The sequence below is a fragment of the Halostella sp. PRR32 genome, from assembly GCF_034808085.1.
In the GTDB taxonomy this organism is placed as follows: Archaea; Halobacteriota; Halobacteria; order Halobacteriales; family Natronoarchaeaceae; genus Halostella; species Halostella pelagica.
In genome coordinates this window covers 222317-240750 of the sequence record NZ_JAXHGL010000001.1, presented here as the reverse complement: position 1 = coordinate 240750, position 18434 = coordinate 222317, and the positions used below count along the sequence as shown (strand labels likewise).

Here is an 18434-nt window from a genome sequence, read left to right as displayed (position 1 = left end):
GACAGTACACCTGGATCCACAAATCAGTGCGCTAGTCTCAAGTATTCGCTATGAATCCTTATAGTAATTAACTCTGTAGCGCTTGCTCATTATTATACTACGGAACGCGATCTCTGCCAGTCGTGAAAGGAACGTCTTTGGGACCGCGGCAATAAGGATAGGCTATGCAACACCGGGTCAGAGAACACATTCCGGCGACGACGGGCCTGCTCACTGCCGTTTCGCTGGCGCTCGTGTTCGGTGCCGCTCTCGGTGCGATACCGGGAACCGTCCTTCCCCGCGCGCCGGGGTGGTTCGTCGACGCTATCCCGCACGTAAACGCCGTCCTCAGCGCCCTGGCTATCGGAACCATCGCTGGCGGGATCCACGCGATCCGTCGCGGGCGAGTCGGCCGCCACCGAGCGCTGATGCTCATCACGTTCAGCCTGTTCGCGACCTTTCTCGTGCTGTATCTGTACCGGGTCGTGCTGGAAGGCCCTGCGGCGTTTCCCGGGCCGGAGACCGTCTACACGTACGTCTACCTCCCGATACTGGCTATCCACGTTCTGCTCGCAATTCTCACGATTCCGCTCGTCTACTACGTCCTCCTGCTCGCGTGGACGCACTCGGTGGCGGAGCTTCCGTCGACGAGACACGCGACGGTCGGCCGAGTCGCCGCCGCGCTGTGGCTCATCTCGTTCACGCTCGGCGAGGTAGTGTACGCGCTGCTGTATCTCTTCTACTGATCCGCGACGCCGTCCGATCTCTACTGGTCAGTCACCAGCCGAGCGTACCAGACGACGTCCCGATGTTCGCCGTCGACGAAGACGGCTTCGCGGTGGACTCCGTCGCGTTCGAACCCAGCCTTCTCCAGGACGCGTGCCGACGCGTCGTTGAACGCCACGACGCGGGCCTGCACGCGGTGGAGTCGACGCTGGTCGAACGCATACTCGGTCAGCGTCCGGGCGGCGTCCGTCGCGTAGCCGTTGCCCCACTCGTCCGGCACGATCCAGTAGCCGAGTTCGCCGACGCCGTTCTCCTCGTCGACGGCGTTTAGCGATACCATGCCGACCGACCGGTCGTCCGCGGTGACGAGCAGGTCGACCGAGTCCTCGTCCGAGACGACTTCTTCGAAGAACTCCCGCTCTTGCTCGGCGTTTTTCGGAGTCGACATCAGCGTGGAACGCCACACGTCGGGGTGGTTGACGGCGTCGCGGAGGAACTCGATGTCGTCCGATTCGACCGTACGGAGCGATACAGTCTCGCCGCGGAGAAAGGTCGCGCCTGGCATAGTTGTCGGTCGTTCCGATCGGACGAAAAGGATGGCGGTTGTATGCTACCTATTCACAGTGTTCGTTGTTCCTGTAGACCGGTATTCGACGGCTCCACGTCAGCGAAATACCGAACTGAAGTATAAGGATCCCTATCAGTTAGCTCAGTCGTCGGCCGGAACCTCTGTCCGGGTGATCTCCCGGTCCGCCTCTTCGCCCTCGATGTCGTAGGGATATTCCCCGGTGACACAGCCCATACAGAGGTCGTCGCGGGACTGTTCGAGCACCTCGGCGACGGCGTCTTTCGAGAGGTACGCCAGGCTATCGGCATTGATCTCGTCGGCGACCTCCTCGACGCTTTTGTCGCTTGCGATGAGTTCGTCACGGCTCGCCATGTCGATGCCCATGTAACACGGCGCGACGATGGGCGGTGCGCCGATGCGGACGTTGACCTCCTCGGCACCCACGTCCTTGAGGAGTTTGACGAGTTGGGTCGACGTCGTGCCGCGGACGATTGAGTCGTCGATGATCGTGACCGTCTTCCCTTCGATGGTGCTTTTGATGGGGTTTAGCTTGAGGCGGACCGCGCGCTCTCGTTCGTCCTGCGTCGGCATGATGAACGTCCGGCCGACGTAGCGGTTTTTCATCAGCCCTTCCGCGAACTCGACGTCGTCCGCGGCCTCGGCGTACCCCGAAGCGAACGCTCGGCCGGAGTCGGGAACGGGGAGGACAACATCGCTGTCGATGCCGCTTTCCTCCCAGAGCTTCCGTCCCAGGTCGCGCCGGACTTCGTAGACGCGCTTCCCGTCGATGACGCTGTCGGGGCGAGCGAAGTAGACGTGTTCGAAGAAGCAGTGTGCGGTTTGTTTCTGCTCGACGAGTTGGTAGCTGTCGAACCCTTGTCCGTCCGCCCGGAGGATAACGAGTTCGCCGGGCTTGACGTCTCGGACCAGTTCTCCGTCCAGCGTGTCGATGGCCGCACTCTCGCTCGCGAGAATGTACCCGTCGTCGAGTTCGCCGATGCAGAGCGGTCGGTTGCCCTGCGGGTCGCGTACGCCCATCACCGTATCGTCGTGCGTGATAGTGAGCGAGTACGACCCGTGGATACGAGTCATCGTCTGTTTGACGGCGCGGACGAGGTCCTCCTCTAACAGGTTCCGCGCGAGGTCGTGGGCGATGACTTCGGTGTCGCCGTCGGACGTGAACGCGTGGCCGGAGTCCGCGAGTTCGTCGCGTATCTCGTCGGCGTTGACGAGGTTGCCGTTGTGCGAGAGCCCGAGCGACCCGCTCTTGAACGAGACGGAGAAGGGCTGTGCACAACTGGAGTCGACGCTGCCCGAAGTGGGATATCGGACGTGACCGATCCCCGCCGGCCCGTTCAGGCTCTCGATGTCGTCCTCCGAGAACGCGTCTCCGACCAGTCCCATCTCTACGTGACTGTGTTGCTGGAACCCGTCGTGCGTGACGATACCGGCTGATTCCTGCCCGCGGTGCTGAAGCGCGTATAGGGAGTAGTAAAGCGGGCGTGCGGCATCGCGTCCGTCGAGCGAGATACCGACGACGCCGCACTTTTCGGTCATGCCGTCCTGGGATCGCCTCTCGGCCCGCCCGTTTGACATGGACGGTTGTAGAGAACGGGCCGGGATAAATCCTCGCAAACGTGTCTGATTCTCCGTCTCTCCGGTGACAAATATACACGTTCGTGAACAACTCTTTGACCGTCTGCACTCAGCAATCCTCTCTCCACCCATACGCCGTTAGCGCGCGGTGAAACCTGCTGGGGGAGACACTGCAAACCAGAACTGGCATTATATCAGACAATATAAATGAAGCGTCCGTACACCGAAACCACGGGGCTACCGCTACGCGTGTGGTTTTCGAGAGAAAGGAAAACTCATCAGTCGGCGGTTACTCGCCGGCTTTCGACTGCCACTCGTAACCGCGCCGCTTGCTCGACTTACCGAACCCGCACGACGAGCATTTACCTTTCTTGACGTGATACGACTTTTCGCCACACCGACGACATTTGACGTGGGTCGTGGTGTTTTTCTTACCCTGGCTCGGGGTTCCTGCACCAGTCATGGGATAATGGTTACGACGTTATCGCCGCGTATAATCGTTGTGTCTTCGCCTTCCGCGTCCTCCAGAACGAGGTTCATGTGCTGGTCGTACCCGGTGAGAAACCCGTCGTACTCCTCGCCGCCTTTCAGTCGGACGGTCACCTGGTCACCGACGGACGCTTCGAGCACGTCGAGTGGACGTTCGCTCATACGGGAAACGGCTTTCGACGGACGCTTAAACGTACCGGTAAGCGCGGTCAAATAGGGACGCTAAACGGTGCGCGCTCGCTTGCACCGGCAACAAATGCCTCTAGAAGTGTAACTGCAGCCGTCATATCGTCCGTGTCGATCACCTCGACCGGTGTGTGCATGTACCGGTTTGGCAGACCGAGATAGACAGATGGCACGCCGCCACGGGCCGTGAAGAACGCGTTCGTGTCGGTGCCGGTGGTGGTCGGGGACGACTGCAACTGCACGCTTATCCCTTCGGCTTCGGCCGTCTCCCGGAGCGAGTCCGCGAGTGCGGGGTGGTTCGCGTTCCCGCGGGTGACGACCGGGCCGTCGCCGAGTCTCACGTCGCTCGCCCGGTCACTGGGTGCGTCGGGGTAGTCCAGTGCGTGCGCAACGTCGACGACGACGACCGCGTCCAGGTCGAGGTCGAATCCGACCATCTCGGCTCCGTGAAGACCGACCTCCTCCTGAACCGTGCTGACCGCGTAGACGGTGGCGTCCACGTCCGCCTGGGCCGCGTTCCGGAACGTTTCGGCCGCGACCCACATCCCGGTGCGGTTGTCCATCCCCGGGCCGGCGACGCGCGTCCCCTGTAAGTCCGTCACCGCGCCGTCGACCGTGATCGGATCGCCGACGGTGACGAGTTCCCGGGCCGTTTCGCCGTCCGGTGCGCCGATGTCGACGTGCTGGTCCGCGATAGCTTCCTCGCCGGCGTCCTCGTCGTCGTCCGCTCGGACGTGGATCGCCGTCTGGCCGATGACGCCGGGGACCGGTCCGTCCGCGGCGTGAATCGTCACCTGCTGGCCGCGCGTGACCGTCTTGTCGATGCCGCCGACTCGCCCGACGTGGACGTGGCCATCGTCGTCTATCTCGCGGACCAGAAACCCGATCTGGTCGGCGTGACCCGCGACGGCTACCGCGGGTCCATCGCCCTCGCTCACCGCGACCGCATTGCCGTAGCTGTCCGTGCGTATCTCGTCGGCGTACTCGCTCACGCGGTCTATCCAGACTCGCTGACCGGGTGCCTCGTAGCCCGACGGAGTCGCCGATGAGAGCAGGTCGTTTAGAAACGCGCGCCGGTCGTCGTTCATGAATGTCGTTTCGAACCCCTGATACGAAACGTTGTTCGTTTCGACACGGTGGTTCCGGTTGAGGTTCACTCGTCTACGCGATATCACCGGTGATCGAACGCGCTGTCGTTCCGGCAGTCATCGACCGCGCCGTCCTTTCGACCGCGTTGTCTCTTCGGCACCCATCGATCACCGGACGTGTTCGCCGTCGTACTGGTGAACCGGGACGCCGGATCACACTCCGGTTTCATCCGACAGTATAAGTCCGTCCCCATCGAACGGTACAGTATGGTCGACATAACACTGTTCGAACTACACGTCGACGGCGACCCCCAGTTCACTCCCAGTTGGATCAGCGGCGAACGCGACACGAGCGAGAGGCTGGAGGGTGACGGCGGGACGACCGTCGATGTCGAGGAGGAAAGCAGCGGGAACGGAGGGAAGGTGCTGATCGGTCTCGTTGCGCTCGTCTTGACCGCCGCGGTCGTCAGGAAGTTCCGCGGCGGCGATGACGGTAGCGAGGAGTTCGAAGAGGAACCGGAGTACACCGTCGAAGAGACCGCCTGAGGATCTCGAACCGCCGGCCGTCCCCGGTTCCGGGAGAAGGGTTTTGTCCTCTCGGACGCAAGTGAATTCACTGTGAGTCTCTATCGTAGCGTCCGGGCCGTTACGTCCGCGTCGGGCGACGGTCCGATCGACTGGAGTGCAGTCGCCGAGGCGGCGAAGGCGTCGACTGACGCCGGCTCGCTCGATATCTCTGCCGCCGAACGGGACGGGTACGCCGACGACGTCCGCGACGCTCGTCGGCGCGTCCGCGACGTGTCCGCCCTGAATTTCGACCTCCCTCGCGCCGTCGAGGTGCAACACCGCCATCACTGGATCGATGCGAACGTCGAGACGTTCTCCCGGCTCATGCGGCCGCTGGAGGACGAAACTGCGGATTTCTTCCCCGGTGCCGCACGCGTCGTCAACACCGGTTCGATGAGCTTCATGCTCGGTTTTCTGGGTCGCAACGTCCTCGGCCAGTACGACCCCCTCTTGCTCGCGGACGACCCGGACGACCACGCGCTGTATTTCGTCCGCCCGAACATCGTCCGCACCGCCGAGAGTCTGAACGTCGAGTACCCCCGATTCCGCCGCTGGATCGCCTTCCACGAGGTGACACACGCCGCCGAGTTCGGGGCCGCACCCTGGCTCTCCGACCACCTCGAAGACCAACTCGAACGCGGTATCGGCGCGGTCACCGACGGCACTCTGGACCGCGAATCGTTCAAGGAACTCGACGCCGCGATGACCGTCGTCGAGGGGTACGCCGAACTGCTGATGGACCACGCGTTCGACGACGAGTACGCGGACCTCCGCCGGAAACTCGACGAGCGACGGAAGGGCCGGGGGCCCCTCGCCCGCCTCGTCCGCCGCGCGCTCGGTCTTGGTCTGAAGCGCCGGCAGTACGAACGCGGGAAAGCGTTCTTCGAGAGAGTCACCGAGGAACGCGGCGTCGCCGCCGCCGGTGCCGTGTGGGAGCGCCCGGAGAACCTGCCGACGAACGACGAGATCGACGCACCTCACACGTGGATGCAGCGCGTCGATCCCTGAGGTATCCCCTACCGCGGCCGCACTGACCTGAATACATATAGCCCCCGCCGCCGTCCCCGCTGTATCACTGTAGCCACGGAGGCCATACGGGTGTGCCCCAAAGAGGAGAGTACACGTGACCACGGAACTTCACTCCCCAGTCGAACGCGATGTCGAGGACGAAACGCTCACCGAAGCCGTCGTACTCGCCGTCGCTGACGCCGTCGACGCTGACCCTCTAACCCTCGAACCGCTTCACGACTGCGTGGACCCGGACGCGCTGGATCAACTGTTCCGCTCGGCCGATGACCACGCGGACTCGGTTCGCGGACGCGTCGAGTTCCGCTACGCCGACTGCGACATCGCAGTCCACGCTTCAGGACGCGTCGTCGCGACCCCGGTCAACCCTGCCAGCGTACAGTCCGAGTCTCTCGCTGCCACGGAATAGTCGCAGCGTTCTGTTTTCCGCTTTCGTCTCCTGTTCCGGTCGGCTTTCGCTTGGTTCGCCCGTAGCGGACGTTGCTGGCGGCAGACCGAAACACAATATCTTTGCGAACACCGGGACAAGAAGCAACGAATGACTGGCAGGAAAGCCGTTCGAGACGGGTACGACTCACTGGCTCAGACGTACGCCGAACAGCGCTCCGATGACGAGACGCTGGGGACGACTCTGTTCGACGATCTGCTGGCTGACCTCCCGGACGACGCGCGGTTGCTCGATGCTGGCTGCGGCCAGGGGACTCCGGTTCTCGCCGGCGCGGGGGTGTCGGCGGTCGGCCTCGACTTCTCCGGCGAGCAGCTCCGCCTGGCGACGGAGAACGCTCCCCGCGCGGCGCTCGCTCAGGGCGACATGGCAGCGCTCCCGTTCGAGGACGACGCGTTCGACGCTGTCACGGCGTACCACTCGCTGATTCACGTACCGCTTTCCGAACACCAACGCGTTATCGACGAGTTCGCACGCGTGCTGAAGCCGGGGAGCCCGCTACTGGTCTCCGAGGGCCACGTCGAGTGGGAGGGTTCGAACCCGGATTGGCTCGACAGCGGCGCAGCGATGGAATGGCACATCGCGGGTGCCGAGGCGACGCGCGAGCAGCTCCGGGAGGCCGGGTTTACCGTCCTCGACGAGTGGTCCGTCGCCGACACGTGCGCTGAGGAAGAGGGCGCCCAGAAGCCCTTCTTCCTGGCGGAGCGCTGAGGGGCCGACAGTTCGGTCTGCCGGGGCGGTATCGTTACAAGGTGTCCCCGCGCAGTCACGACCATGCCGTCGCAGTACGATCCGGTCGAATCGCCGGACGAGACTACGCTATTCCCGTATCACGACCGCACGCCCCCGAAAACCGCCGACGTCTATCGCGCTCGGCGCGTCGTTCGCCGTACCCTTCCGCGGACGCCCCTGGTTCGGAGCGAACCGCTCTCCGCCGAGTTCGACGCCGACGTCTACCTGAAGCGCGAGGACACCCTCCCGACGGGCGCGTTCAAGGTTCGCGGCGGCGTCACGCTGGCCGCAGACCTCGACGACGCGTTCCGCGACCCCGGCCTGATCGCCGCGAGTACCGGAAACCACGGTCAGTCCGTGGCGTACGCCGGCCGGACGTTCGACGTGCCGGTCACCGTCGCCGTCCCCAGAGACGCGAACCCGTCGAAAGTAACCGCGATGGAGCGACTCGGTGCCGACGTGGTCCACCACGGCGACGACTTCGACGATGCCCGAGAACACGCCGAAGAACTGGCCGCCGCGGAGGGGTATCGGTACGTCCACTCCGCGAACGAGCCGAAACTCGTCGCAGGCGTGGGGACGGCCGGCCTCGAAATCGTGGAAGACCTCCCCGAGGTTGATTACCTGTTCAGTCCGGTCGGCGGCGGGTCGAGCGCCGCCGGATACTGTCTCACTGTCGGCGAACTCGCGGACGCGACCGTAGTCGGCGCGCAGTCCGAGGCGGCCCCCGCGATGTACCGGGCCTGGGACGAGGGGCATCTCGACCCGGCCGACGAAATGGGAACGTTCGCCGAAGGCATCGCGACGCGCGTCCCGTTCGCGATGACCATCGACCTGCTGCGCGACCGCCTCGACGACTTCTGTCTGGTTAGCGAGGACGCTATCAGGACGGCCGTGCGGGACCTGCTCGTCGAGGAGTCGCTGGTCGCCGAGGGGGCGGCCGCCGCGAGCGTCGCTGCGATGCGCGGAATGCGCGACGAACTCAGCGGCAAAACGGTCGTCCTACCGATCTCGGGCCGGAATCTCGACACCGAGAAGCACCGGACCGCACTGGGCGAGTGAGTCCACCGCGGAGTCGCCTGCTCCGCTCGCTACGGGGCGATAGTCGCCAGATAGTACACGAGCACGAGTCCGAGAAGGAGTCCGGCGACCGTCACGGCGGCGACGCTGACGAGGTCAGCGCCGCCCTGGACGGCGATCATACCCGCCGAACCGCCGACGAGGAGGACGAACCCGGCCATCAGACGCTTGCGCTTTTGCTCCCTTTCTTCGTCGGAGAGAGAAGGCCCGACCATCTCAGTCCCCGTCACCGCCCTCACCGCCCGAAAGCTCCGGGTGAGGTGCGCTGACGTGCAGTTCGACGAACACCCACTCCTCGTCCCGTCGTTCGAGCGTCCCGCTCCAGCGAGTCGGGAACGCGAAGCGTCTGCCGCTCTCGGCGTCGGTCCAGGCGAGGTCGACCTCGTCGCTGAACCAGGCGTACTCGCCCCGCTCTGTCACGCTGAGCCGTCGGGTGTCGACCGTCCATTCCTCGGTCGTCCGGGTCTGTTCCCGCAGCGCCTCCGCGATGTCGTCGTAGCCGACCAGCGACTCGGAGACGCCGAACTTCGCCGTTTGTGCGTCCTCGGCGAAGTACGTGTACAGCGGTTCTCCCCGGCGGAGCGACTCGTAGTACTCGCGGACGGTGTCGACAGCAGTCATACGGACACGAACGCCGTGAGGCCGCTTGAAGTCACTGGAACGCTCTGCCGACGCCGTCGTCGTCGACTAGCTCCTCGAACTCGGTTTCGAGGAGGTCCTCGGCCTCCTCGAACGTCGTAGAGAGGTCCTCTAGTTCGTCCGGGCGGTCGTACTGGTCGTAATCCATCGGCCCGAACGCGGGACTGTCTATCGCCTCCATCACGTCGTCGAACAGGTCGCCCGGCGTCGTCGGGGCGTCCTGATGCGCTTTGATCACCTCTTCCAGATGCGTGACCTGCTCCTCGGCCTCGTCCTCGTCGTCTGGCGGCGACTGGACGGCGAACCGCCCGTTCTCGGACTCCTCGGGCAGGTAGGAACCGATCTCGTCGTCTAGGTTCCGCGCGACTCGCGCGCCGACGCCGCGAACGTCGAACGGGTTCTTTGCGTACGTCTTCAGGTGAAAAACGCCCCCCGAAGGGTGGCCGAGGTAGAGGTCCTCGCCAACGCCTCCGGCCCGGTCGCCGGCGACGGCGCGCCAGCCCTCGGGGTCGACGTCCTGTTCCACGACGTCCTCCATGATGTCGTCCCACTCTCGAACCCGCATAGCAGGACGTTGCGAACCGACGGGAAAGAACGTATCGGTCGGAGAGACGCTTACGCCCCCGTCCGGACGGCCGAGCGAAGGTCGTCGACCCCGTACACGCCGAGGCAGGCGGCGAACGCGATGGTGCCAAGCTTCCCGCCCGATCCCGGGAACCGCGCGGCGACGGCCGCGAACAGCACGCCGCAGAGGAGGCCGGCGGTCGCGGCGTGGACGGCTGTCGGTAGGCGACGGGCGCTCGACATCCCGGCGAACGTGGCGCAGAAGGCGGCCGCCGCCAGCGGTCTGCCCCCCGGGGCGGCGGGAAGCAAGATGCCGCCGGCGAGTCCCACCGCACCCGACGACAGCACGACGCTGTAGCCGAGTCGAGCGTGCGCCAGGTAAGTCGCGACCGCGGCGAAGGTCGTGACGAGCAGCAGCGGCCAGCCGACGCGCCAGTCGGTCGCGACCTCGGGGTACACCGCGCCGGTCGCCGCGACGGCGGCGGTGCACCCGACGAACGCGACGGTACCGAGCTTGCCGCCGAACCCGCCGAACGCGTCGCCGGAGACGACGTACGCGACGCCCGCGACGACCGCAGCGAGCGCCAGTCCCCCGTAGCCGACGAGCGATCCCGAGGCCATTCCGACGAACGCGCCGCAGTACGCCGACACGTCGTACTCGGTGACGAAGGGAGCGATGACGCCGACAAGCGCCGCGGCGACGACCGGTCCGAGGCCCGCGTCGACGCTGAGGGGGTAGGTCACGAGCGCGCCGGCGACGACCGCGCCGGCGGTCAGCGCGCCGCCGCGGTCGAACTCCGTCCGGGTGCCCGATCGGTACAGCCGGCCTCCCTCCGCGGAAACGACGCGGAGCTGTCCGAGCACAGTCAGACCGGCGACGCCGCCGAGGGCGACCGGCGTCGCGCCGGTCAGCGCGTTCACTGCCCCGACGGCGGTCAGTCCGACGGCAGCGGTTCCCAGCAACGCCAGTCCGAGCGCGACGAGCGAACGCGACACGACCTGTCGTCAGGCCGGTCGTTCGGAAAAGCATTCCCTTCCGCCCTCGTACGGTTTTGCCGCTATCTCGGGCGGCGCTCGCCCCAACCGACAGCGTTTTTCGACCGCCGCGTCTGTATCGGTACTGTGAATATACGGGGGACCGCCGTCGGCGAAGCGGAGGTACGGACAGTCTCCACGCAGTACGGCGAGAGCGACCTCGCGGAGGTCGACCTGCGACTCGAAGAGGGCGCCGACCCCGTGCCGGTGACGCTATGGGGCAAGTGGACCGAGACGGCCGAACTCGTCGAACCGGGGATGGAGCTCCGCGTCACGGACGCCGAGGAGGACGACTACGACGGCGGCTACGCGACGACGGGCGACTCCTACGTCGTGCTCGAACCGGACTTCCTCGTGGACGTCACCGACGTCCGCTCGTGGGTGCAGTGCCCGCGGATGTACTATCTGAACAAGCTATCGGGCATTCCGCTGGTCTACCCCGTCGTCAAGGGGACCATCGTCCACGAGGTGTTCGGCGACCTCCTCCGCGGGCGCGACCTCGACGACTCCATCGCTGACCGCGTCGAGGAGGCGGGGCTCGAACTCGGACTGCTGGGCAAGACGGCCGAGGAGGTCGAGGAGGAGGTCCGCCAGAACGCGATGGCAATAGAGGGGTGGCTGAAACAGGGCGTCCTGACCGACCAGGACGAGTGGCGGAGCGAGCAGACCCTCATCAGCCAGAGATTCGGCATCAAGGGCCGTGCCGACGCCATCAGGCGCGGTATGCCCGTCGAACTCAAAACGGGCAAAAACACCAAGCGCGACCCGCGGTTCCACGACAAGATCCAGGCCGCCTGCTACGCGCTCATCCTGCAGGAGCGCGGCGTCCCGGTCGACACAGGAACGCTGCTGTACACCAAAAACTCCGCGCTGGACCGCTCCGAGGCGACCGGCGACCTCTCGCCCGCCAAGGAGTTCTCGGTCGGCGACGGACTGCTGAAGTTCGTCGTCCGGACGCGCAACGAGATAGCGGCGATGGAACACGACGTGAGCGTCCCGACGGGGCACGAGGCGGACGCAGTCTGCGATTACTGCTTCGAACAGGACACCTGCCAGGTCGTCTCGGGCCGTCTCGACCAGGAGTCCAAAGCCGGCCAGATCGGTCGGCCGATCCCCGAGGAGGAACGCGAGTACTTCGACCGGTTCTACCGGGCTATCGAGGAGGAGCGCCGCGCGACACACCGAGAGTACGCGAAGCTATGGGAACAGACCGGCGAGGAGCGAGCGGACGACGACCGGGCGCTGATCAACCTCGAACCGACCGACCGCCGGCAACTCGACGGCGGCCGCTGGGAACTCCGCGCCGACCGAACTGACGATGCGGTGTCGAAGATCCGCGAGGACGACGTTGTGCTGGCGAGCGACGGCCACCCCGTTACCGGCCACGCGGAACTTGCACGCGTCGAACGCCTCGACGAGGAAGTGGTCGTCACCGCGGACGAACCCGTCGAACTCCGACGGCTCGACGTGTATCCTTCTGAGCTTTCGGCCGATCGGATGCTGACGGCGCTGCACGACGGCCTGCTCAAAGGCGGCGAACGCCGCAAAGACGTGCTCTTCGGCCGCGAAGGCCCCGAATTCCGCGAGGAGACGGAGACGTTCATCGACAACAACGAGGCTCAGAACGATGCGGTGACGCGTTCCGTCGCCGCCGAGGACTTCGCACTGGTTCACGGTCCGCCGGGGACGGGCAAGACCTACACCATCGCCCGGACCGTCAGGGCGCTCGTGGAGCGCGGCGACCACGTGCTGCTCTCGGCCTTTACCAACCGCGCGGTGGACAACGCCCTGGAGGCGGTGCGGGATCAGGGATTTCAGGACGTCCTCCGCGTCGGCACGGAAAGCGGCATCCGCGAAGACATGCAGGACGTCCGGCTCGCCGAGCGCGGCGACCCCGGCGAACGTACCCGCGAACTCCGAGAGGCTCCGGTCGTCGCCGCGACGACATCGACCTGCGGGTCGCGCGTCATGCGGGAGCAGTCGTTCGACGTGGCCGTCGTCGACGAGGCGGCCCAGCTAACCGAACCCGAGACGCTCGCGGCGATCAACCTCGCGGACCGGTTCGTTCTCGTGGGCGACCACGAGCAGTTACCACCGGTCGTCAGGACCGAAAACGACCTGACGAAGTCGCTGTTCGAGCGCCTCATCGAGGACCACCCGGATGCGGGTGTGATGCTCGACCGCCAGTACCGGATGGCCCAGCGCATCCAGGCGTACGCGTCACGGGAGTTCTACGACGGCGCGTTGCGTCCCGCGACCGGCGACGTGGCGAGCCAGCGACTCTCTGACCTGTCCGGCGTCGACGTGGACGCGCTCCCCGACCACCTGCAGGACCCGGTGACGATGGTCGACGTGCCGGGCGACGGCGCGCGCCACACGGACGCCGAGGAGGCCGACGAGGTGGCGGAGATCGTCGAAACTCTCGCGGACGCGGGCGTGGAACTGGCCGATATAGGCGTCATCGCCCCGTTCCGCGCGCAGGTCGCGGAGATATCCCGTGGCGTTCCGGACGGCGTCACCGTCGACACTGTCGACCGGTTTCAGGGCTCGTCCAAGGAGGTCATTCTCGTCTCCTTCGTCGCCAGCGGCGACCTCGACAGCCCTATTTTCGAGGATTACCGCCGGGTGAACGTGGCGCTTACGCGCGCCAAACGGTCGCTGATACTCGTCGGCGATGCGAACGCCCTGTCGACCGACGACGTGTACGCCCGGATGGTCGAATGGGCGCGGGCGTAGTTCAGTCGGGGCGGCGTGAGCCATTCTCAGACCCGGACCGGTTCGTTGATCGGGCTGGCGCGTATCGGCCGTCGTCCGACGTTTCCGAGCGTCACGGCCCGTGGGGGTGCAACGTGGAGATGCGGTTCCACGGCTGGTCTCCCGATGTCAGCAGCGGCGAACAGCGTGTTCTCGTCGACGGTCGCCGCAGCCGTGCGGAGCCGCCAGGGTTCGTGGTCAACGACGCCGGTGTAGAGTGCGGACCGGCCGGGGAGGTAGAACCGGTAGCGGTCGATGGCGAACGCCTCGAACGAACCGGGTTCGACGGGTTCGAGTGACCCGTTCGGGCCGTACGTCGCCCGGAACCGCGCGTCCGGTTCCCCGGCCTGGATGCGCTCGCTTTCGAAGCGGACGTCGGTGCCGTCACGGCGTACTGACGCCTCAGCACGGTAGTAGGGTATCCCGAGCGTCCGCCGGCCCGCGGTGACGGCCAGACGCTCGTCCGCGTCCATGCTGAGGAAGTAGACGCCCGGGTCGCCGTCGACGGTGACGTACGTCCGGAGGTTCACCTGCGGAAATGTGAGACCGAACGGCGCGAATCGGGGGCGCACGTCGTCCATCGTCAGCGAGACGACGCCGAGCCACGCCTGCCCCTCGTAGGTGTCGACGGAGACGCGGTCCGGAAGTCTCGAACGGACTCGGTCCGGCGCGACCGGATAGTGTGCGAACAGGATGTCCCGCCACCGCATCGACAGGAGCGACGGTGTCATATCCGCTAGCACGGTCTCCAGCCATATCTCGCTGGGGGCAGACGCTTCGGACGGTTCCCGATGGTCGTTGCACTCCGAGTGTAGCCTGTGAACCTTTACCGCTTCCGCCACGAACGCCCGGTATGAACCTCCCACTGGGAACGGGCCGCGTTTCCGCCGACCTCCCGGACTGCGACGTGACCGTCGCCGAGCCGTCCGGCGGAACCGCCGTCGCTCCACGCGAGGCGGCCGAGGCCGCGGTCGCGGACCCGCACGGCGCGGCGCTCGCCGAGCGCGTCGACCACGGTGACGAGGTTGCGGTCGTCGTCACTGACGTCACTCGCGCCACCCCCGACGACGTGCTTCTGGACGTACTGCTCGACCAACTCCGCGACGGCGGCGTTGCCCGCGAGGACGTGACCGTTATCGTCGGTCTCGGTCTCCACAGGCCGATGGACGAGACGGAACTCCGCGATGCTCTCGGCGTCCACGCGGACCTCGCCGAGAACCACGACGCGAGCGCCGCGGTCGAGGTGGGTACTGTCGACGACTGCCCCGTCGAACTGAACCCCGCGGTGGTCGAGGCAGACCGCGTCGTCTCGACCGGCATGGTCGAACCGCATCAGTACGCGGGCTTTTCCGGCGGCGCGAAGACGGCCGTTATCGGCGCCGGCGGCGAACCGCTCATCCGATACACGCACGGTCCGGAACTGCTGTCCCGCGAGGGCGTCCGACTCGGCCGAGCCGAGGGGAACCCGTTCAGGGACGCGATAGACCGCGCAGGGGACCTCGCGGGCCTCGACTTCTGTCTCAACGTCACCCGCGGCCCGACCGGTATCCTCGACGCGGCCGCGGGCGACCACCGAGCAGTCGTCCGGGACCTCTCGGCGTCCGCCCGAGATGCGCTCTCTGTCCCCGTGGACGACTCCTACGACGCGGTCATCGCGGGCGTCGGCGCGCCGAAGGACGCGAACCTCTACCAGACGACGCGGGCCGCGACGTACGTGGCGCTCGGCGACCAGAACCCGCTCCGCGAGGGCGGGCGGATCGTGATTCCGGCGACGCTCTCCGAGGGCGCGGGACGGGGAACCGGGGAACGGCGCTTCTATAACCGGCTTTCGGGGGCTGAGAGCGCTGCTGCGCTGTTCGAGGAGATGCGCGAGGGGTACGCCCCCGGTGCCCAACGAGCGTTCGTGGTAGCGCAGGTGCTCCGCGAGTACGACGTGTACGTGACGAACAGCGACTCGCCGACGGTCGTCGAAGAGTGTCTGATGAACGCCCGCCCGTCCATCGACGAGGCGGTCGAACCGGGGAGCGACGTTCTGGTCGTGCCCGACGCGTTGAACACGGTGCTGGTGTCGGCTACGTGATGCCGGTGGTCGTACTATAGTAGCGTCTGCGAGTCCTCACCTCACTCGTCGGCCGCCAGCGGTCCGCCCGCATCGGCGCCGTCGCCGATCTCTTCGACGACGCGCTCGTGAAACGCCTGGAGTGCCGCGCTCTCGTCCTCCGCGAGGACGACGTCGCTCGCCATCAGCGTGGCGAGACCGAACGACCGGGGCGTCGGCGAGGCGACCGTCTGCTCGGCGACAGTCACGTCGCCGTCGGCTATCGCCGCGACGACCGCCTCGATCTCGTCGACGTTCAGTTTGTCCTCCAGTATCTCGCGGTAGGTCTCCTCTATGACGGCGAACTCCTCTAGGTCCTCTGCGAAGCCGAGCAGCATCTCGCTGGAGACCTGTTGCTCCTGTGCGGATTTCTCGTACCCCTTGTAGCGCTTCAGGATCATCAGCGACCGCGTCGCGTTGATCCGGAAGTACCGCTGGAGCAGTTCGGTGCCGTCTAGGCTCTCCCGTAGGAGCGCCCGCACCTCGTCCGGGTCGAGGTCGCGGAGGATCCCCGCGATGTCGACCTTGCGGTTCAGCGGCATCGAGAGCGTGAACCCGTTGTCCGCCACCGCGACGGAGACGTTGGCGTTTGCCTCCTGTGCGCAGCGGTACGCGAGGAGTCGGGAGAGTCCGTCGTTGAACCGCCGGCCGTAGTTGGAGTGGACGTAGTAGTGGCGTTCGTACTCGTCGCGGTCTTTCTCCTGCTCGACGGCTATCCGGCGGTCGGTGCTGACGCTCTCGCTCCCGGCGAAGCGGACCTGCTGGTCGAACATCCGGGCGACGGCCCGCACGCTGTCGTCGTCCAGCGGATACTCCCTGAGCCACTGCCGAACCGCCGGCGGGCCGCCCGAATCGAGGCGGTCGAGCAGTTCTCCCTGAAAGGCGAGTATCTCCCGGCCCAGGTCGTACGACAGCGGCAGGCGCTCGGAGAACCACGACGGAACCGTCGGCCGAGCGCTCGTCGGGTCAACGTACACCTTCGACCCGCGACGGTAGCTGAACTCGAAGTTCTGGCCGCCGAGGACGAACACGTCGCCTTTCTCCAGCGTGTCGAGATAGCTCTCGTCCAAGTTGCCGACCCACTCGTTGCTGGCGCGAGTGTAGACATCGCAGGTGAACGAGTCCGGTATCGTCCCGATGTTCGTCATGTAGATGACCCGCGCCAGTCGCCCGCGCTTGCCCATCAGCGTTTCGCCGACCTCGAACTCGTCGTAGTGGTACTCGCCGTCCGGCGGGTCGTTGCCGTCGCGCCACACCTTCGCGTAGACGTTTTTCTCTTCTAGCCCCTCGTAGTCGGCCGTGAGATAGCGCATGAGCCGGTCCCAGTCGCTCTCGTCGTAGTTCCGGTAGGGGTACGTTCGCCGGAGGACCGCTTTGATTTCGGCTTCCGGACGGACCTCCGCTATCGCCATCCCGTACACGTGCTGTGCGGCGACGTCGTGAGCGTTTTCGGGGATCGAGACGCTGTCGACGAACCCCTCTTCGGCCTTCTTGAGCATCACCGCGCACTCGACGAGTTCGTCGCGGTCCAGCGCGACGACGCGCCCGGTGACCGTCTGTCCGACGCGGTGCCCGGCGCGGCCGACGCGCTGGAGCAGCGAGGCGACACTTTTCGGGGACCCGACCTGCACCACGAGGTCGACGTGGGGCATGTCGATGCCGAGTTCGAGCGAGGTCGAGGACGTCACAACGTCGAGCGACCCCTCCTTCAGACGCTCCTCGATCCCCTGTCGTGCCTCCTTCGAGAGGCTCCCGTGGTGGCAGCCGGAGTTGTTCTCGTCGTACGCGTCGTACCGCTCCCGGAGGTTCTGGAGGATGCGTTCGGCTCCGGAGCGGGTGTTTGCGAACACCAACGTGTTCGTGTGATCCTGCACCATCTCGTGGAGTTCGTCGTAGAACCGCTCCTGTACGACGTCCGGCGGGGTGTTGATCAGGTCGTCGGTCGGACAGTGCAGTTCGATGTCGAACGCGCGGGCGAAGCGCGCGTCGACTATCTCGTAGTCGCGCGTGTCACCGCCGGACGAATCAGCCCGCGGGCGTTGCTCACTCGCTCCGTCCGAGACTCGTTGCGTCTCGCACCCGACTAGGAACTCCGCGACGTCTTCCAGCGGTTCGATGGTCGCGGAACACCCGATCCGCGTCGGCGAGGTGTGGGCGAGTCGCTCTAAGCGTTCGAGGCTGACCGACAGGTGGGTGCCGCGCTTCCCCCCCGCGATGGAGTGTATCTCGTCGACGACGACGTATTCGACGGTGCGGAGCTTCTCGCGGAACTTCGGCGAGTTCAGCAAGATTGCGAGCGTCTCGGGCGTCGTGTTGAGTATGTGCGGCGTCTCCTCCAGCATCTTCCGGCGCTCGCTGTCGTCGGTGTCGCCGTGGCGGATGGCGTGACGCACTTTCCCCACGTCCTGTGACTCGTCGCGCCGTTCCGTGATTTCGGTGATACCGTCCAGCGGGACCTCCAGGTTCCGGTGAATGTCGTTAGCGAGCGATTTCAGCGGGGAAACGTAGAGGCAGTAGACGGAGTTTTCCAACCCCGCCTCCTTCTCTCGGCGGAACAGTTCGTTGATGATCGCGGTGAAGCTAGCCAGCGTCTTGCCGGACCCGGTCGGCGCTGCGATCAGCGCGTTCGTCCCCTCGTGGACCAGGGGGATCGCGCCCTCCTGCGGCGGCGTGAAAAAGCCCTCGTTCTCGGGAACGAACTCGCCGAACTCCTCGACCCACCACTCCCTGACCGCGGGTTCCAGCAGTTCGAGAACGTCCGCGTCCGTGATCTCGGCCCGGTCGGGGTCGAACGGCAGGTCCGCGTTCTCGACCGGCAGCCGGTTCCCATCCATCAGCGGATCCAGGGGGTCGCCCGGCAAG

19 protein-coding genes are annotated in these 18434 nt (G+C 65.9%); 8 read left to right on the top strand and 11 right to left on the bottom strand.

Annotated elements, in window-relative coordinates; all coding sequences use genetic code 11:
* Nucleotides 1–164: 164 nt before the first annotated feature.
* Nucleotides 165–725 (top strand): DUF420 domain-containing protein, encoded by a 561-nt coding sequence (locus SM753_RS01340; protein WP_323190256.1) that lies wholly within the window; start codon nt 165–167, stop codon nt 723–725.
* A 20-nt stretch (nt 726–745) separates the two neighbouring features.
* On the opposite strand, the gene SM753_RS01335 is transcribed toward SM753_RS01340, so the two are convergent.
* The 5 genes from SM753_RS01335 to SM753_RS01315 form a co-directional block, all read right to left on the bottom strand.
* Nucleotides 746–1270, bottom strand: coding sequence for a GNAT family protein (locus SM753_RS01335; RefSeq protein ID WP_323190255.1), 525 nt, complete (start codon nt 1268–1270; stop codon nt 746–748).
* A 144-nt stretch (nt 1271–1414) separates the two neighbouring features.
* A complete protein-coding gene (purF, locus tag SM753_RS01330; RefSeq protein WP_323190797.1) occupies nt 1415–2830 on the bottom strand; it encodes an amidophosphoribosyltransferase in 1416 nt (471 codons plus the stop codon).
* Between the two features lie 328 nt (nt 2831–3158).
* On the bottom strand, nt 3159–3332 hold the full coding sequence (locus tag SM753_RS01325; protein WP_323190254.1) for a 50S ribosomal protein L37e: 174 nt from the start codon (nt 3330–3332) through the stop codon (nt 3159–3161).
* Nucleotides 3329–3520, bottom strand: a complete 192-nt coding sequence (locus SM753_RS01320; RefSeq protein WP_135534276.1) for an LSM domain-containing protein — start codon at nt 3518–3520, stop codon at nt 3329–3331. Before SM753_RS01320 ends, SM753_RS01325 begins: the two co-directional genes overlap by 4 nt.
* Before the next feature lie 47 nt (nt 3521–3567).
* Nucleotides 3568–4632 carry a M20/M25/M40 family metallo-hydrolase gene (locus tag SM753_RS01315; RefSeq protein ID WP_138797559.1) on the bottom strand — a complete coding sequence of 355 codons (1065 nt, stop codon included), beginning with the start codon at nt 4630–4632 and terminating at the stop codon, nt 3568–3570.
* Nucleotides 4633–4899: 267 nt separating this feature from the next.
* Here SM753_RS01315 and SM753_RS01310 point away from each other — a divergent pair, with 267 nt between their 5' ends.
* The 5 genes from SM753_RS01310 to SM753_RS01290 all read left to right on the top strand — a co-directional run bounded on the left by SM753_RS01310 (nt 4900) and on the right by SM753_RS01290 (nt 8464).
* The gene (locus tag SM753_RS01310) at nt 4900–5178 is read left to right on the top strand and encodes a hypothetical protein (protein WP_323190253.1); all 279 of its coding nucleotides are present in this window, start codon (nt 4900–4902) and stop codon (nt 5176–5178) included.
* A 72-nt stretch (nt 5179–5250) separates the two neighbouring features.
* A complete protein-coding gene (locus SM753_RS01305) occupies nt 5251–6207 on the top strand; it encodes a zinc-dependent metalloprotease (protein WP_135534273.1) in 957 nt (318 codons plus the stop codon).
* A gap of 115 nt (nt 6208–6322) precedes the next feature.
* Complete coding sequence (locus SM753_RS01300) at nt 6323–6634, top strand: HalOD1 output domain-containing protein (protein ID WP_323190252.1); 312 nt, start codon at nt 6323–6325, stop codon at nt 6632–6634.
* Nucleotides 6635–6763: 129 nt separating this feature from the next.
* Nucleotides 6764–7381, top strand: a complete 618-nt coding sequence (locus SM753_RS01295; protein WP_323190251.1) for a class I SAM-dependent methyltransferase — start codon at nt 6764–6766, stop codon at nt 7379–7381.
* Between the two features lie 63 nt (nt 7382–7444).
* Entirely contained in the window at nt 7445–8464 is a 1020-nt protein-coding gene (locus SM753_RS01290; RefSeq protein ID WP_323190250.1) for a pyridoxal-phosphate dependent enzyme, read from the top strand.
* 29 nt (nt 8465–8493) lie between these two features.
* Here the strand turns inward: SM753_RS01290 and SM753_RS01285 are convergent, their stop codons facing one another.
* From SM753_RS01285 to SM753_RS01270, 4 genes are read right to left on the bottom strand one after another with little or no spacing between them, the layout of a single operon-like run.
* Complete coding sequence (locus SM753_RS01285; RefSeq protein WP_138797555.1) at nt 8494–8697, bottom strand: hypothetical protein; 204 nt, start codon at nt 8695–8697, stop codon at nt 8494–8496.
* 1 nt (nt 8698) lies between these two features.
* On the bottom strand, nt 8699–9103 hold the full coding sequence (locus SM753_RS01280; RefSeq protein ID WP_135534269.1) for a nuclear transport factor 2 family protein: 405 nt from the start codon (nt 9101–9103) through the stop codon (nt 8699–8701).
* 31 nt (nt 9104–9134) lie between these two features.
* On the bottom strand, nt 9135–9686 hold the full coding sequence (locus SM753_RS01275) for a hypothetical protein (protein ID WP_323190249.1): 552 nt from the start codon (nt 9684–9686) through the stop codon (nt 9135–9137).
* Between the two features lie 50 nt (nt 9687–9736).
* Nucleotides 9737–10681, bottom strand: coding sequence for a hypothetical protein (locus SM753_RS01270; protein ID WP_323190248.1), 945 nt, complete (start codon nt 10679–10681; stop codon nt 9737–9739).
* A gap of 126 nt (nt 10682–10807) precedes the next feature.
* Between SM753_RS01270 and SM753_RS01265 the strand changes: the two genes are divergently transcribed.
* Entirely contained in the window at nt 10808–13456 is a 2649-nt protein-coding gene (locus SM753_RS01265) for an AAA domain-containing protein (RefSeq protein ID WP_323190247.1), read from the top strand.
* 26 nt (nt 13457–13482) lie between these two features.
* Here the strand turns inward: SM753_RS01265 and SM753_RS01260 are convergent, their stop codons facing one another.
* Nucleotides 13483–14205 carry a DUF2071 domain-containing protein gene (locus tag SM753_RS01260; protein WP_323190246.1) on the bottom strand — a complete coding sequence of 241 codons (723 nt, stop codon included), beginning with the start codon at nt 14203–14205 and terminating at the stop codon, nt 13483–13485.
* A gap of 122 nt (nt 14206–14327) precedes the next feature.
* Between SM753_RS01260 and SM753_RS01255 the strand changes: the two genes are divergently transcribed.
* Complete coding sequence (locus SM753_RS01255) at nt 14328–15554, top strand: lactate racemase domain-containing protein (protein WP_323190245.1); 1227 nt, start codon at nt 14328–14330, stop codon at nt 15552–15554.
* Between the two features lie 41 nt (nt 15555–15595).
* Here SM753_RS01255 and SM753_RS01250 read toward each other — a convergent pair whose 3' ends face one another.
* Complete coding sequence (locus SM753_RS01250) at nt 15596–18406, bottom strand: ATP-dependent helicase (RefSeq protein ID WP_323190244.1); 2811 nt, start codon at nt 18404–18406, stop codon at nt 15596–15598.
* Nucleotides 18407–18434: the final 28 nt, after the last annotated feature.

What these genes read in the sequence shown, in the direction of transcription:
- SM753_RS01340 (WP_323190256.1), top strand. Translation starts at nt 165, where the DNA reads ATGCAACACCGGGTCAGAGAACACATTCCGGCGACGACGGGCCTGCTC.
- SM753_RS01335 (WP_323190255.1), bottom strand. Translation starts at nt 1,270, where the DNA reads ATGCCAGGCGCGACCTTTCTCCGCGGCGAGACTGTATCGCTCCGTACG.
- purF (WP_323190797.1), bottom strand. Translation starts at nt 2,830, where the DNA reads ATGACCGAAAAGTGCGGCGTCGTCGGTATCTCGCTCGACGGACGCGAT.
- SM753_RS01325 (WP_323190254.1), bottom strand. Translation starts at nt 3,332, where the DNA reads ATGACTGGTGCAGGAACCCCGAGCCAGGGTAAGAAAAACACCACGACC.
- SM753_RS01320 (WP_135534276.1), bottom strand. Translation starts at nt 3,520, where the DNA reads ATGAGCGAACGTCCACTCGACGTGCTCGAAGCGTCCGTCGGTGACCAG.
- SM753_RS01315 (WP_138797559.1), bottom strand. Translation starts at nt 4,632, where the DNA reads ATGAACGACGACCGGCGCGCGTTTCTAAACGACCTGCTCTCATCGGCG.
- SM753_RS01310 (WP_323190253.1), top strand. Translation starts at nt 4,900, where the DNA reads ATGGTCGACATAACACTGTTCGAACTACACGTCGACGGCGACCCCCAG.
- SM753_RS01295 (WP_323190251.1), top strand. Translation starts at nt 6,764, where the DNA reads ATGACTGGCAGGAAAGCCGTTCGAGACGGGTACGACTCACTGGCTCAG.
- SM753_RS01290 (WP_323190250.1), top strand. Translation starts at nt 7,445, where the DNA reads ATGCCGTCGCAGTACGATCCGGTCGAATCGCCGGACGAGACTACGCTA.
- SM753_RS01285 (WP_138797555.1), bottom strand. Translation starts at nt 8,697, where the DNA reads ATGGTCGGGCCTTCTCTCTCCGACGAAGAAAGGGAGCAAAAGCGCAAG.
- SM753_RS01280 (WP_135534269.1), bottom strand. Translation starts at nt 9,103, where the DNA reads ATGACTGCTGTCGACACCGTCCGCGAGTACTACGAGTCGCTCCGCCGG.
- SM753_RS01275 (WP_323190249.1), bottom strand. Translation starts at nt 9,686, where the DNA reads ATGCGGGTTCGAGAGTGGGACGACATCATGGAGGACGTCGTGGAACAG.
- SM753_RS01260 (WP_323190246.1), bottom strand. Translation starts at nt 14,205, where the DNA reads ATGACACCGTCGCTCCTGTCGATGCGGTGGCGGGACATCCTGTTCGCA.
- SM753_RS01255 (WP_323190245.1), top strand. Translation starts at nt 14,328, where the DNA reads ATGAACCTCCCACTGGGAACGGGCCGCGTTTCCGCCGACCTCCCGGAC.
- SM753_RS01250 (WP_323190244.1), bottom strand. Translation starts at nt 18,406, where the DNA reads ATGGATGGGAACCGGCTGCCGGTCGAGAACGCGGACCTGCCGTTCGAC.